Annotated in this window: 13 protein-coding genes; 9 read left to right on the top strand and 4 right to left on the bottom strand. The window is 65.4% G+C overall.

From position 1 onward, the window contains the following. Nucleotides 1–21: 21 nt before the first annotated feature. Nucleotides 22–423, bottom strand: coding sequence for a hypothetical protein (locus ACLIJ1_RS11280; RefSeq protein WP_411365603.1), 402 nt, complete (start codon nt 421–423; stop codon nt 22–24). Between the two features lie 113 nt (nt 424–536). On the opposite strand from ACLIJ1_RS11280, the gene ACLIJ1_RS11275 reads away from it, so the two are divergent. The 3 genes from ACLIJ1_RS11275 (at nt 537) to ACLIJ1_RS11265 (ending at nt 3,395) form a co-directional block, all read left to right on the top strand. Further along, nucleotides 537–1,364: a helix-turn-helix domain-containing protein gene (locus ACLIJ1_RS11275; protein ID WP_411365602.1), complete on the top strand. Its 828-nt coding sequence runs from the start codon at nt 537–539 to the stop codon at nt 1,362–1,364. Between the two features lie 71 nt (nt 1,365–1,435). Then, on the top strand, nt 1,436–2,488 hold the full coding sequence (locus ACLIJ1_RS11270; protein WP_411365601.1) for a DKNYY domain-containing protein: 1,053 nt from the start codon (nt 1,436–1,438) through the stop codon (nt 2,486–2,488). Between the two features lie 37 nt (nt 2,489–2,525). Beyond that, nucleotides 2,526–3,395 carry a Rossmann-like domain-containing protein gene (locus ACLIJ1_RS11265; RefSeq protein ID WP_411365600.1) on the top strand — a complete coding sequence of 290 codons (870 nt, stop codon included), beginning with the start codon at nt 2,526–2,528 and terminating at the stop codon, nt 3,393–3,395. A 58-nt stretch (nt 3,396–3,453) separates the two neighbouring features. Here ACLIJ1_RS11265 and acnB read toward each other — a convergent pair whose 3' ends face one another. The 3 genes from acnB to ACLIJ1_RS11250 are packed head-to-tail and all read right to left on the bottom strand — an operon-like array spanning nt 3,454 to nt 8,089. After that, on the bottom strand, nt 3,454–6,051 hold the full coding sequence (gene acnB, locus ACLIJ1_RS11260; protein WP_411365599.1) for a bifunctional aconitate hydratase 2/2-methylisocitrate dehydratase: 2,598 nt from the start codon (nt 6,049–6,051) through the stop codon (nt 3,454–3,456). 41 nt (nt 6,052–6,092) lie between these two features. Further along, nucleotides 6,093–7,076, bottom strand: coding sequence for an HpcH/HpaI aldolase/citrate lyase family protein (locus tag ACLIJ1_RS11255; RefSeq protein ID WP_411365598.1), 984 nt, complete (start codon nt 7,074–7,076; stop codon nt 6,093–6,095). Between the two features lie 26 nt (nt 7,077–7,102). Beyond that, nucleotides 7,103–8,089, bottom strand: a complete 987-nt coding sequence (locus tag ACLIJ1_RS11250) for a malate dehydrogenase (protein WP_411365597.1) — start codon at nt 8,087–8,089, stop codon at nt 7,103–7,105. A 157-nt stretch (nt 8,090–8,246) separates the two neighbouring features. Between ACLIJ1_RS11250 and ACLIJ1_RS11245 the strand changes: the two genes are divergently transcribed. From ACLIJ1_RS11245 to ACLIJ1_RS11220, 6 genes are all read left to right on the top strand, one after another. Continuing rightward, a complete protein-coding gene (locus ACLIJ1_RS11245) occupies nt 8,247–9,071 on the top strand; it encodes a GntR family transcriptional regulator (RefSeq protein ID WP_411365596.1) in 825 nt (274 codons plus the stop codon). Between the two features lie 153 nt (nt 9,072–9,224). Continuing rightward, a complete protein-coding gene (gene sdhC / locus ACLIJ1_RS11240) occupies nt 9,225–9,656 on the top strand; it encodes a succinate dehydrogenase, cytochrome b556 subunit (protein ID WP_411365595.1) in 432 nt (143 codons plus the stop codon). 25 nt (nt 9,657–9,681) lie between these two features. After that, nucleotides 9,682–10,047: a succinate dehydrogenase, hydrophobic membrane anchor protein gene (gene sdhD, locus ACLIJ1_RS11235; RefSeq protein WP_411365594.1), complete on the top strand. Its 366-nt coding sequence runs from the start codon at nt 9,682–9,684 to the stop codon at nt 10,045–10,047. Nucleotides 10,048–10,050: 3 nt separating this feature from the next. Then, complete coding sequence (gene sdhA / locus ACLIJ1_RS11230; protein WP_411365593.1) at nt 10,051–11,853, top strand: succinate dehydrogenase flavoprotein subunit; 1,803 nt, start codon at nt 10,051–10,053, stop codon at nt 11,851–11,853. A gap of 31 nt (nt 11,854–11,884) precedes the next feature. Continuing rightward, entirely contained in the window at nt 11,885–12,589 is a 705-nt protein-coding gene (locus tag ACLIJ1_RS11225; RefSeq protein WP_411365592.1) for a succinate dehydrogenase iron-sulfur subunit, read from the top strand. Beyond that, nucleotides 12,589–12,897: a succinate dehydrogenase assembly factor 2 gene (locus tag ACLIJ1_RS11220; RefSeq protein WP_411365591.1), complete on the top strand. Its 309-nt coding sequence runs from the start codon at nt 12,589–12,591 to the stop codon at nt 12,895–12,897. The genes ACLIJ1_RS11225 and ACLIJ1_RS11220 overlap by 1 nt, the downstream gene beginning before the upstream one ends. The last annotated feature ends 11 nt before the right edge of the window (nt 12,898–12,908 follow it).

The following is a 12,908-nucleotide window of genomic DNA, read 5'->3' as shown; positions in this document are numbered from 1 at the left end:
CGCCCCGCCCCGGCGCCGCGATCAGGCCAGCGCGACCCGCTGGTCCAGGCGTGACCCGGCCCACTCCAGCTCGGCCAGCAGCAGCACCGTCACCGCCTGCACCAGCACCCAGCCCAGGCCCAGCGTCGTCAGCGGCAGGCCTGCCCCGAACGCCAGCCAGCCGCTGGCTGCGACCCAGGCGAAGTTGCCCGCGGCCAGCAGGCGCACACCGGCGGACGGCGGCGAAGCACGGGTGGCGAGCCAGGCCGCCAGCGCCGCCGCGCCGAACACGATCACCGCAGCGATCTCCAGCCAGACCGAAGGAATGCCGGTCCAGACCGACAGAGGACCGGCCAATGCAACATGCGAAAGGCCCATGGCGATGCCGCTGGCAGCGTCGAGCCAGAGTACGCGGCGCAGGGTGGAAGCAGAGACTTGGAACATGGTGAACTCCTTGAAATGGCAACAAAGGGAGCCCGATGCTCGGCGCGCCAGGGCATGGGGTCCATGACCCCGCAGGTCATGCACCGCCGTCCGCTTCGACCTACCATGCGCCCATGTCCAGTCCAGCCCACCTCCACGCCAGCCGCCGCCTGTCCGTCGGCGACCACCTGCGCCACTGGCGCCAGCTGCGGCGCCTGAGCCAGCAGGACCTCGCGCTCGACGCCGAGCTCTCGACCCGGCATCTGAGCTGCGTCGAGACCGGAAAAGCCAGTCCCAGCCGCGAGCTGGTGCTACGGCTGTGCGAGCGGCTGTCGGTGCCACTGCGCGAGCGCAACGCCTGGCTGGTCGCCGCCGGTTATGCGCCGATGTACCGCGAGCAGAACCTGGACGATCCGGCCATGGACGCTGCGCGGCGCGCGGTACAACACATCCTCGACCGCCACGAGCCCTGGCCCGCAGTCGCCTTCGACCGGCATTGGGACATGGTGCTGTCCAACCGCATGGTCGCGCCACTGCTGCAGGGCGTCGACCCCGAGCTGCTGCGGGCACCGGTCAACCTGCTGCGCGTGAGCCTGCACCCGGGCGGACTGGCGCCGCGCATCATCAACCTCAACCAGTGGCGCGAGCACCTGTTCGAGCGGCTGCAGTGGCAGATCCGTGCCACCGGCGACGACGGGCTGGCCAGGCTGCTGGCCGAACTGCAGGCCTACCCCGGTCAAGCGCCCGACACGGACACCCGGATGGCCGGCGAACACCCCGGCGTGCTGATGCCCTTTCTGGTCCATACGCCGACTGGCGTGCTGCACCTGATCAGCACCACGACCGTCTTCGGTTCGCCCACCGACATCACGCTGCAGGAACTGGCACTGGAAACCTTCTTCCCCGGCGACGAACCCACCGCGCAGGCGCTGCGCGCGCTCGCCGCCAGCATGGCTCCATGAGCCCGGGCCGAACGACAGGGTCTCCTCGTCAATAATGAGGCTCTGCCCACCAGAACCCTGCTCGCCCTGCCATGAAACCAACTGTCCGCGCCTTCCTCACCTGCACCCTGCTGCCATTTCTCTTCGGCGGCTGCGGCAACAAGCAGGAGGGCTACGAGGTCCGGTCCGGCAAGGTGATGTGGAACACTTGGCGCGGGGATGGGCTGAACGGCACGTGGTCCGAAGGGGTGGTGACCGAGGACGCCAACGGCTTTGAAATCCTGCAGCAGAAGACCGGCAACATGAACGGATACGCGAAGAACACGCAGAGCGTGTTTTACGGTCCCAACACGCTCGAAGGGGCCGACGCCAAGACCTTCAAGCTCATGGACGACGCCGGCATGGCCAGGGACGCCAAGCATGTGTACGACTGGGGGACCGTGATCAAGGGCGCGGACCCTGAGTCGTTCCAGCGCACCACCCTGGGGTATGTGGGGCGCGACAAGAACGACTATTTCTACGATGGCGAGCCCCTGCATGTGCGCGACATGGCGAGCTTCAAGATCTTGCAGGATGCCGCGGCCTGTTCGCGCGACAAGAAGCACTGCATCTGGGCGCGGGACAAGTTCGACTATTACGTGGAGAAACAGGCCAATCCGATCGCCGACAGCAAAGGCTTTCAGGTGGTCCAGTCCGTGTACGCGAAAGACGCGAAGCAGGTCTACTACGGCAACTCTGTCCTGAGTGGCGCGGATGCTGCCACTTTTCAGGGACTGGGTGACACATCCGGAGAGTTCACCAAGGATGCCCGCCGTGTCTATCGGCGTGGTGAGCCGGTCGAAGGCTGGGACGCCGCCACGATTCAGTTGCTCGACTTCTCGTACGCGAAAGACCGCAAGCACGCCTATTTCCGCCTTGAGAGCAGCAACGCCCCTCTCATCCTGGCGGGCGCCGACGCAAGGACGTTTGAAGTGATCGGCCCCTCGTCCAAAGGCTTCGGCTACGCCAGGGATGCCAAGCAGGTGTACTACGGCGCCGAGGCCATCCCCGGCGCCGATCCGGCCACGTTTGTGCTGGACGCCAAGGACACCGAAAAGGCGTCCGACAAGCATCGGCAATACCACTACGGCAGGCCAGGCAACTGAGGCAGGTGGCACGGCGGTCGCCACACGAACACGGCCCATGAGCCCGAACCAAACGCCCATCGCAGCCGCCTTGATGGCGCAGCTTGTCTCCATCTCCGGTCGCTGGCCGAGCCCGAAGGTCCTCCGGCTGCACATCCCGCAACGCTCGGGCGAACCCGGCGAACACGACGCCGAGTTCTGCGCCATCGAACTCGACGATGGTGCGTTCGGTCTCTCGTACATCCTGCTGGGCCACACGCTGGACCTCCTGCTGGCCGCGCACGGCAGCGGCCGCGGCAACGCCCTGGCCGGCGCCGACCCCATGGTGCTGGCGCAGCGGCTGGCGGACGGCGACGAGGTCGAACGCGCCGTCGCGCTGGCCGCGATCAACGCATTGACCGACTCGGTCTGGCGGCGTGTCGGTTACCAGCCACCCCCGGCCGGCAACTCTCTGGGCGATGTGGTGCTCGGACCGCAGGACCACCTGGGCATGATCGGTTTCTTCCCGCCGCTGGTGCGTCGTGTCGACGAGGCCGGCGGGCGCCTGACGGTGATCGAGATGAACGCCGACATGGTGGCGCGCCAGCAGGAACGCTTCCCCAAGATCCACATCACCCTCGACCGCACACAACTCGCCCACTGCAACACCGTGGTCGGAACCTCGACCATGCTGCTCAACGACACGCTGGACGACATGCTGTCGGCCGCACCGGCAGCGACGCGCTTCGCCGTCATCGGCCCGTCGGCCGGTCTCTGGCCCGATGCCTTGTTCGAGCGCGGCGTCACCCTGCTGGGCGGCACGCAGGTGGTCGACGGCGCGGCGTTTGCCGCCGCCATGGCAGCAGGAGAATCGTGGAGCGGCGCCAGCCGCAAGTTCGCGATCGCCAGCGATGGCTGGCCCGGCTGGCAGACGCTGGCCGGCCGCTGAACGCCGTCAATAGAAAACGGCCCCGAAGGGCCGTTTTCATTCAGTCAAGAACAACCGCTCAGGCGACCGTCTTGGCGTTCTCCACGTATTCCTCGATCTGGTTGAAGTTGAGGTACTTGTAGATCGCGGCGCCGTCCTTGTTCACGATGCCCATGGCTTCGTGGTACTCGGCCACCGTCGGCAGCTTGCCCAGCTTGGACGCGATGGCTGCCAGCTCGGCCGAGGCGAGATACACGTTGGTGTTCTTGCCCAGGCGGTTGGGGAAGTTGCGGGTCGAGGTGGAGACCACGGTCGCGCCTTCGCGCACCTGCGCCTGGTTGCCCATGCACAGCGAGCAGCCGGGCATTTCGGTGCGGGCACCGGCGGAGGCAAACGAAGCGTAGTGGCCTTCCTTGATCAGCTCGCTCTCGTCCATCTTGGTCGGCGGAGCGACCCACAGCTTGACCGGGATGTCGCGCTGGTTGCCCAGCAGCTTGGCGGCGGCGCGGAAGTGGCCGATGTTGGTCATGCACGAACCGATGAAGGCTTCGTCGATCTTGGTACCAGCCACGTCAGAAAGGGCCTTGGCGTCGTCCGGATCGTTCGGGCAGCAGACGATCGGTTCCTTGATATCGGCCAGATCGATTTCGATGACCGCAGCGTACTCGGCGTCCTTGTCGGCTTCGAGCAGTTCGGGCTTGGCCAGCCAGGCTTCGACCTTCTCGATGCGGCGTGCCAGCGTCTTAGCGTCCTTGTAGCCGTCGGCGATCATGTTCTTCATCAGAACGATGTTCGACTTCAAGTACTCGGCGACCGGCTCCTTGTTGAGCTTGATCGTGCAACCGGCGGCGGAGCGCTCGGCCGAGGCGTCGGACAGTTCGAACGCTTGCTCGACCTTCAGGTCCGGCAGGCCTTCGATTTCCAGGATGCGGCCGGAGAACACGTTCTTCTTGCCAGCCTTGGCCACGGTCAGAAGACCGGCCTTGATGGCGTACAGCGGAATGGCATGCACCAGATCACGCAGGGTGACGCCTGGCTGCATCTGGCCCTTGAAGCGCACCAGCACCGACTCGGGCATGTCCAGCGGCATCACGCCGGTGGCGGCGCCGAAGGCCACCAGGCCGGAGCCTGCCGGGAAGGAGATGCCGATCGGGAAACGGGTGTGCGAGTCACCGCCGGTGCCGACGGTGTCGGGCAGCAGCAGACGGTTGAGCCAGCTGTGAATCACGCCGTCGCCCGGACGCAGGGCCACGCCACCGCGGTTGCTGATGAAAGCAGGCAGCTCGCGGTGCGTCTTGACGTCGACCGGCTTCGGATAGGCCGCGGTGTGGCAGAAGGACTGCATCACCAGGTCGGCCGAGAAGCCCAGGCAGGCCAGGTCCTTCAGCTCGTCGCGGGTCATCGGGCCCGTCGTGTCCTGCGAACCCACGGTGGTCATCTTCGGCTCGCAGTAGGTGCCGGGGCGCACGCCCTGGCCTTCCGGCAGGCCAACGGCACGGCCGACCATCTTCTGCGCCAGCGTGAAGCCGGCCTTGGTGGCGGCGGGCACGGAAGGCAGACGGAACAGCGTCGAAGCGGGCAGGCCCAGGAACTCGCGGGCCTTGGCGGTCAGCGAGCGACCAATGATCAGGTTGATGCGGCCGCCGGCGCGCACTTCGTCGAAGAGCACGTCGCTCTTGAGCTGGAACTCGGCGACCGTCTCGCCGTTCTTCACCAGCTTGCCGTCGTAGGGCAGCACGTCGATCACGTCGCCCATTTCCAGCTTGCTCACGTCGACTTCGATCGGCAGCGAGCCGGAGTCTTCCTGCGTGTTGAAGAAGATGGGGGCGATCTTGCCGCCCAGGGTCACGCCGCCGAAACGCTTGTTCGGCACGAAGGGGATGTCCTGGCCGGTTGCCCAGATCACGCTGTTGGTGGCCGACTTGCGCGAAGAACCGGTACCGACCACGTCGCCCACGTAGGCGACCAGGTTGCCCTTCTTCTTCAGGTCTTCGATGAACTGCATCGGGCCGCGCTTGCCGTCTTCCTCGGGCTTGAAAGCCGCGTCGGGGCGGGTGTTCTTCAGCATCGCGAGGTAGTGCATCGGGATGTCCGGGCGCGTGGTAGCGTCCGGGGCGGGCGACAGGTCGTCGGTGTTGGTTTCACCGGGCACCTTGAACACGGTGACGGTGATCTTCTTCTCGACTTCGGGGCGGCTGGTGAACCACTCGGCATCGGCCCACGACTGCATCACTTCCTTGGCCACGGCGTTGCCGGCCTTGGCCTTCTCGGCCACGTCGTTGAAGTAGTCGAACATCAGCAGCGTCTTCTTGAGCGCCGCGCCGGCCACGGCCGCGACTTCGGCGTCGTCCAGCAGTTCGATCAGGGGGTGCACGTTGTAGCCACCCACCATGGTGCCCAGCAGCTCGGTGGCCTTGGCCTTGGAGATCAGCGCCACCTTTTCGTCGCCATGGGCAACGGCGGCCAGGAAGCTGGCCTTGACCTTGGCCGCATCGTCCACGCCCGGGGGCACGCGGTGCGTGAGCAGGTCCATCAGGAACGCATCTTCACCGGCGGGCGGATTCTTGATCAGTTCGATCAGGGCGGCGACCTGCTTGGCATCGAGCGGCAGAGCGGGAATGCCCAGGGCCGCGCGTTCGGCGGCGTGGGCGCGGTAGTCGGTCAGGAAGGTCGACATGGCTTTCTCCGGTGGGGTGGGTAATGGGGGTTGGAACGAAGTCATGCAAGAAACCAGCCACGCACCGGTTCGGGCAGCGGGTGCCCAGTCTGGTGCGCGCGTTCGATCACTTGCCAGTAGTAGCGGTAGCTGGCGCGGTCGTGCAGACGTCCTTCGTGCTGCACTGGCGCCCAGTCGGCGGCAGCGGCGCGGTCGATGATGGCCAACGCCGTCTCGATTTCCGCCTCGGTCGGTGAAAAGGCCGTGACGATGGGCCGGATCTGGTCCGGGTGGATGCTCCACATGCGCGTGTACCCCAGCTCGGTCGCCGCCTTGCGCACCGCGTTCTGCAGCGCGGGCAAGTCCTTGAACTCTGTTACCACGTTGTGTGAAGGCACCTTGCCGTGTGCATGACAGGCGGCCGCCATCTCGATCTTGGCGCGCAACACATGCGGGTGGCTGAACTGGCCAGCCAGCGTCATGGCAGACGCCGGAATGGCCCCACCATGCGCCGAGACGAAGTCCATCAGACCGAAGCTCAGCGACGCGACGCGCGGGTGCGCGGCGATGTCGAAGGCGCGGTGCACTGCGGCGGGAGACTCGATCAGCACGTGCAGCGGCAGCGCCCTGGCACCGGCAGCGTCCATCGCCGCGACAGCGCGATCGACGTCGGACACCGACTCGACCTTGGGCACCATCAGGTGGCACAGGCGCGCACCGGCCCGGCCCGCGATCGTGGCAACGTCGGCATCGAAATGGGGATGGTCGACCGGGTGGACCCGGGCGGCCACGCGGGCACCGGAGGATGCACCTAGCGCCAGCTCGGTGACCAGGGCCGCATGTTCGGCCTCGCCACCGACCGGCGCCCCGTCTTCGCAGTCCAGCGTGACGTCAAAGACGCAGGCGCCAAACTCGGCCGTCAGCTCGGCCTGCAGCTGCAGGCTCTTGCGCATCCGCGCCTCGACACCGCTGTAGTGGTCACAGACCGGCAGCGCAAATGCGCCGGCCTGTGCCCCTGCCAGGATGTCGCGCGGGTGCGGTTTCACTGATCGGTTACCAGGCGGTTACCGGATCACAGCAGGTGCTTGACGCCGTCCTGCTCGCCCTGCAGCTCGGCCAGGGTCTTGTTGATGCACTCTTGCGAGAAGGCGTCGATGGCCAGGCCTTCGACAATCTTGTATTCGCCGTTGGCGCAGGTGACCGGGAAGCCGAACATCACATCCTTGGGGATGCCGTATTCGCCATTGCTGGGCACGCCCATCGTGACCCACTCGCCGTTGGTGCCCAGGGCCCAGTCGCGCATGTGGTCGATGGCGGCGTTGGCAGCCGAGGCAGCGGAAGACAGGCCACGCGCTTCAATGATGGCGGCGCCGCGCTTGCCCACGGTGGGCAGGAACACGTTGGCGTTCCATTCCTGGTCGTTGATCATGTCCTTGACCGAGGCGCCGTCGATGGTGGCGAAACGGTAGTCGGCATACATCGTCGGCGAGTGGTTGCCCCACACGGCGAGCTTCTTGATCGAGGACACGGCCTTGCCGGTCTTGGCGGCCAGCTGGCTGGCAGCGCGGTTGTGGTCCAGGCGGAGCATGGCGGTGAAGTTCTTGGCCGGCAGATCCGGGGCGGCCTTCATCGCGATGTAGGCGTTGGTGTTGGCGGGGTTGCCGACGACCAGGACCTTGACGTTGCGCGAAGCGACGGCATTCAGGGCCTTGCCCTGTGCGGTGAAGATGGCGCCGTTGATGGACAGCAGCTCGGCGCGCTCCATGCCAGGGCCGCGGGGACGCGAGCCCACCAGCAGGGCGTAGTCGGCATCCTTGAAGGCGGTCATCGGGTCGGCGTGGGCTTCCATGCCGGCCAGCAGCGGGAAGGCGCAATCGTCGAGTTCCATCATCACGCCTTTGAGCGCCTTCTGGGCCTTCTCGTCGGGAATTTCCAGCAGTTGCAGGATCACGGGCTGGTCCTTGCCCAGCATTTCGCCGGAGGCGATGCGGAACATCAGGGCGTAACCGATCTGACCTGCGGCACCGGTGACGGCAACACGAACGGGCTTCTTGCTCATGGTGAAAACTCCAGAAAGGGCGTTGGAAAAGTAAAGAAATCGGCGGGGCAAAGGGCCCGTTGGACAGCCATCGAGTGTACCCGCGTAAACCCGTAGGCGTCAATTTGTCTTATGTCTTATATAAGATATGATTGCGCTCCCGCTGAACCAACATCCCATGGCCTCCGCACACCCCTCGCAGCCCGACCTGTCCGCACCGGACACCCGTGTGCCCGCCGACACCAGCGGCGCTGCCGAGCCGGCATTCACGCCGCCCACCCCCGCCTTCAGCCCGCTGTACCAGCAGATCAAGTCGCTGATCCTGCGCAGCCTGCAGGCCGGCGAATGGAAGCCGGGCGACATGATTCCCAGCGAGTTCGAACTGGCCGCCCGCTTCCGGGTCAGCCAGGGCACGGTGCGCAAGGCCATCGACGAACTCGCGACCGACAACCTGCTGGTACGGCGCCAGGGCAAGGGCACCTTCGTCGCCACCCACGCCGAACAGCACATCCAGTACCGATTCCTGCGTGTGCAACCCGATGCCACCGCGCCCGAGGCACAGGGACCCGCAGAACGCCGCATCATCGAATGCCGCCGCTCGCGCGGTCCTGCCGAAGTGGCACGGCAGCTGGACCTGCGCGGCGGCGACTCGCTGGTGCAGGTGCGGCGTGTGCTGTCGTTCTCCGGCACGCCGGCCATTCTGGAAGACATCTGGCTGCCCGGCACGCCGTTCAAGGGCCTGAGCCTGGAGACCCTGTCGAGCGACAAGGGACCGATGTATGCCCTGTTTGAGGCGCAGTTCGGTGTGCGCATGGTGCGCGCAGTGGAAAAACTCAAGGCCGTGGCCGCCGATGCCGATGCAGCGGTGTTGCTCGGCGTTGAAGTCGGCCACCCGCTGCTGAGCGTGGAGCGGCTGGCATACACGTACAACGACGTGCCGATGGAGTTGCGCCGCGGCCTCTACCGCACGGAAACCAGGCATTACCACAACGAACTGAGCTGAGTCGCCGACCGGTCACAGACCATGCAGTGATGGTCAGATGTCAGCCTCCGGTATGCTGCGTTGCAATAGAATTTGAAGGTTTGTGATCCGAGTTACCAACGCGTTACAAGAACCCTTCCAACCCTGTCTCCACCCCGGAAGAAAGCCCCCACCATGACCGAGTTGACCAAGCCGCGGCCCGAGTTCCGCAACATCAACGCCTTCAAGGACCTGACCACCTACCGCATGGCGCCCGCCGCCTGGGTGTCGATCCTGCACCGTGCCAGCGGCGGCCTGATGTTCCTCCTGCTGCCCCTGATCGTCTGGCTGTTCGACAACTCAGTGACCTCCGAGATTTCGTTTGAACGCTTCCAGGCCGTCTTTGCCGGTGGTTTTGGGTTCGTGCCAGGCTGGCTGTTCAAGCTGGTCGTGCTGGCCATCATCTGGGCCTACCTGCACCACCTGATCGCCGGCCTGCGCCACCTGTACATGGACGCCCGTCACGCCGTGACCAAGGAATTCGGCAAGTCCTCCGCCATCTTCACGCTGGCGCTGTCGATCGGCCTGACCCTGATCCTGGGCGCCAAGCTGTTTGGCCTGTACTGATCCAGCGAAAGAAGGAATCCCCAACATGTCCGTCAATTACGGTTCCAAGCGCGTCGTCTCCGGTGCTCACTATGGCCTGCGCGACTGGCTCGCGCAACGCGTCACCGGCGCCCTGTTCGCGCTGTTCACCCTCATCGTGCTGGCCAAGGTGCTGTTCACCAGCGGCCCCATCGGCTACGAAAGCTGGGCGGGCATCTTCGCCCCGCAATGGATGAAGGCCCTGACCTTTGCCATCTTCGTCGCCATCACGTACCACATCTGGATCGGCATGCGCGACATCTGGATGGACTACGTCAAACCGGTCGGCGTCCGCCTCGTTCTGCACGTTTTCACCATCGTCTGGCTCGTCGCCTGCCTGGGCTGGGCTGTTCAAGTTCTCTGGAGACTCTGATCCATGACCACCACCGCATCTCTCCCCAAGCGCAAGTTCGACGTGGTCATCGTCGGGGCCGGCGGCTCCGGCATGCGTGCCTCGCTGCAGCTGGCCCGCGCCGGCCTCAAGGTTGCCGTGCTCTCCAAGGTCTTCCCGACCCGCTCGCACACCGTGGCCGCACAGGGTGGCGTGTCCGCCTCGCTGGGCAACATGAGCGAAGACAGCTGGGAATACCACTTCTACGACACCGTCAAGGGCTCCGACTGGCTCGGTGACCAGGACGCGATCGAATTCATGTGCCGCGAAGCACCGAAGGTCGTGTACGAGCTCGAACACTTCGGCATGCCGTTCGACCGCAACCCCGACGGCACCATCTACCAGCGTCCGTTCGGCGGCCACACCGCCAACTACGGCGAAAAGCCGGTGCAGCGCGCCTGCGCCGCGGCCGACCGCACCGGACACGCCATGCTGCACACGCTGTACCAGGCCAACGTGTCCGCCCGCACCACGTTCTTCGTGGAGTGGATGGCGCTGGACCTGATCCGCGACGCCTCCGGCGACTGCGTGGGCGTGACCGCCCTCGAAATGGAAACCGGCGACACCTATGTGCTCGAAGCCAAGACCGTGCTGCTGGCCACCGGCGGCGCCGGCCGCATCTTCCAGTCCTCGACCAACGCCTTCATCAACACCGGCGACGGCCTGGGCATGGCCGCCCGTTCGGGCATCGCGCTGCAGGACATGGAGTTCTGGCAGTTTCACCCCACCGGCGTGGCCGGCGCCGGTGTGCTGCTGACCGAAGGCTGCCGCGGTGAAGGCGCCATCCTGCTCAACAGCAACGGCGAGCGCTTCATGGAGCGCTATGCGCCCACGCTGAAGGATCTGGCGCCGCGCGACTTCGTGTCCCGCTGCATGGGCCAGGAAATCCTGGAAGGCCGTGGCTGTGGTCCCAACAAGGATTACATCCACATGAAGCTGGACCACCTGGGTGCCGACACCATCCACAAGCGCCTGCCTTCGGTGTACGAGATCGGCGTGAACTTCGCCAACGTCGACGTGACGCGCGAGCCGATCCCGGTCGTGCCCACCATCCACTACCAGATGGGCGGCATCCCGACCAATATCCACGGGCAGGTGGTCGAGCGCTTCAATGGCGAAGACAAGCCGGTCAACGGCCTCTACGCCGTGGGCGAATGCTCCTGCGTGTCGGTGCACGGCGCCAACCGCCTGGGCACCAACTCGCTGCTGGACCTGCTGGTGTTCGGCAAGGCCGCCGGCAACCACATCATCGCCAACGTCAATCCCAAGCAGGAACACAAGGACCTGCCCAGGGACGCTGCCGACAAGACCCTGGCCCGCCTGGCCCGCCTGGACAACGCCAAGGACGGCGAATACGCCCAGGACGTCGCCAACGACATGCGCGCCATCATGCAGGAGCACGCTGGTGTCTTCCGCGCGCAAGACAAGATGGACGCTGGTGTGCAGAAGATCAACGCCCTGCGCGACCGCGTCGCCGCCATTGGCCTGAAGGACAACTCCAAGGTGTTCAACACCGCGCGCATCGAAGCGCTGGAAGTCGAAAACCTGATGGAAGCCGCCCAGGCCACCATGACCAGCGCCGCCGCCCGCAAGGAATGCCGCGGCGCCCACCTGGTGCGCGACTACGAACACGACGTCAACCACGCGACCTGCCCGCTGGGCCGCAACGACGCCGAGTGGATGAAACACACCCTGTGGTTCAAGGAAGGCAACAGCCTGGACTACAAGCCGGTGCGCATGAAGCCCCTGACTGCCGAGACGGTGCCTCCGAAGCCCCGTACCTTCTGACCGGACCGAGCGAACACAAGGAAGCTGAAAAATGGCACAACGCACTTTCAAGATCTACCGCTACGACCCGGACAAGGACGCCAAGCCGTACATGCAGACCATCCAGGTCGAACTGGACGGTACCGAGCGCATGCTGCTGGACGCGCTGGTCAAGCTCAAGGCCGTGGATCCCACGCTGTCGTTCCGCCGCTCCTGCCGTGAAGGCGTGTGCGGCTCGGACGCCATGAACATCAACGGCAAGAACGGCCTTGCCTGCCTGACCAACCTGAACACGCTCAAGGGCGACATCGTCCTCAAGCCGCTGCCCGGCCTGCCGGTGGTGCGCGACCTGATCGTGGACATGACGCTGTTCTTCAAGCAGTACCACTCGATCAAGCCCTACCTGATCAACGAGACGCCGGCACCCCAGCGCGAGCGCCTGCAGAGTCCCGAAGAGCGCGAAGAGCTCAACGGCCTGTACGAATGCATTCTGTGCGCCAGCTGCTCGACCAGCTGCCCCAGCTTCTGGTGGAACCCCGACAAGTTCGTCGGCCCCGCCGGTCTGCTGCAGGCCTACCGCTTCATCGCCGACAGCCGCGACCAGGCCACCGCCGAGCGCCTGGACAACCTGGAAGATCCGTACCGCCTGTTCCGCTGCCACACCATCATGAACTGTGTGGACGTCTGCCCCAAGAGCCTGAATCCGACCAAGGCGATTGGCAAGATCAAGGAACTGATGGTGCGTCGCGCCGTCTGATGACGCCCATGGCCACGACCGACAACGCCGCTGCCGACGCCCTGCTGGACCTGCGGGGAATGAGCAAGCTCAAGTGGCGCTGCCGCCGTGGCCTGCTGGAGAACGACCTGTTCATCGAGCGGTTCTTCGCCAGGCACGAATCTGGCTTGACCGTCAGGCAGGCTGAAGCTCTGGGGGTTCTAATGGATCTGTCCGACAACGATCTGCTCGATCAGTTGCTCGGCCGCAAGACACCCGAGGGGCCTCAGGCCGAACCGGAAGTTCTGCAGGTGCTGGAGATGCTCCGCAATGCCCGCTCTACCGTTTAAGACCCATCCCA

The organism is Hydrogenophaga sp. RWCD_12 (genome assembly GCF_046604225.1).
Taxonomy (GTDB): domain Bacteria; phylum Pseudomonadota; class Gammaproteobacteria; order Burkholderiales; family Burkholderiaceae_C; genus Hydrogenophaga.
This window is presented reverse-complemented; position numbering and strand designations above follow the sequence as displayed.

What these genes read in the sequence shown, in the direction of transcription:
- ACLIJ1_RS11265 (WP_411365600.1), top strand. Translation starts at nt 2,526, where the DNA reads ATGAGCCCGAACCAAACGCCCATCGCAGCCGCCTTGATGGCGCAGCTT.
- ACLIJ1_RS11275 (WP_411365602.1), top strand. Translation starts at nt 537, where the DNA reads ATGTCCAGTCCAGCCCACCTCCACGCCAGCCGCCGCCTGTCCGTCGGC.
- ACLIJ1_RS11220 (WP_411365591.1), top strand. Translation starts at nt 12,589, where the DNA reads ATGACGCCCATGGCCACGACCGACAACGCCGCTGCCGACGCCCTGCTG.
- acnB (WP_411365599.1), bottom strand. Translation starts at nt 6,051, where the DNA reads ATGTCGACCTTCCTGACCGACTACCGCGCCCACGCCGCCGAACGCGCG.
- ACLIJ1_RS11225 (WP_411365592.1), top strand. Translation starts at nt 11,885, where the DNA reads ATGGCACAACGCACTTTCAAGATCTACCGCTACGACCCGGACAAGGAC.
- ACLIJ1_RS11270 (WP_411365601.1), top strand. Translation starts at nt 1,436, where the DNA reads ATGAAACCAACTGTCCGCGCCTTCCTCACCTGCACCCTGCTGCCATTT.
- ACLIJ1_RS11245 (WP_411365596.1), top strand. Translation starts at nt 8,247, where the DNA reads ATGGCCTCCGCACACCCCTCGCAGCCCGACCTGTCCGCACCGGACACC.
- ACLIJ1_RS11250 (WP_411365597.1), bottom strand. Translation starts at nt 8,089, where the DNA reads ATGAGCAAGAAGCCCGTTCGTGTTGCCGTCACCGGTGCCGCAGGTCAG.
- sdhC (WP_411365595.1), top strand. Translation starts at nt 9,225, where the DNA reads ATGACCGAGTTGACCAAGCCGCGGCCCGAGTTCCGCAACATCAACGCC.
- sdhD (WP_411365594.1), top strand. Translation starts at nt 9,682, where the DNA reads ATGTCCGTCAATTACGGTTCCAAGCGCGTCGTCTCCGGTGCTCACTAT.
- ACLIJ1_RS11280 (WP_411365603.1), bottom strand. Translation starts at nt 423, where the DNA reads ATGTTCCAAGTCTCTGCTTCCACCCTGCGCCGCGTACTCTGGCTCGAC.
- sdhA (WP_411365593.1), top strand. Translation starts at nt 10,051, where the DNA reads ATGACCACCACCGCATCTCTCCCCAAGCGCAAGTTCGACGTGGTCATC.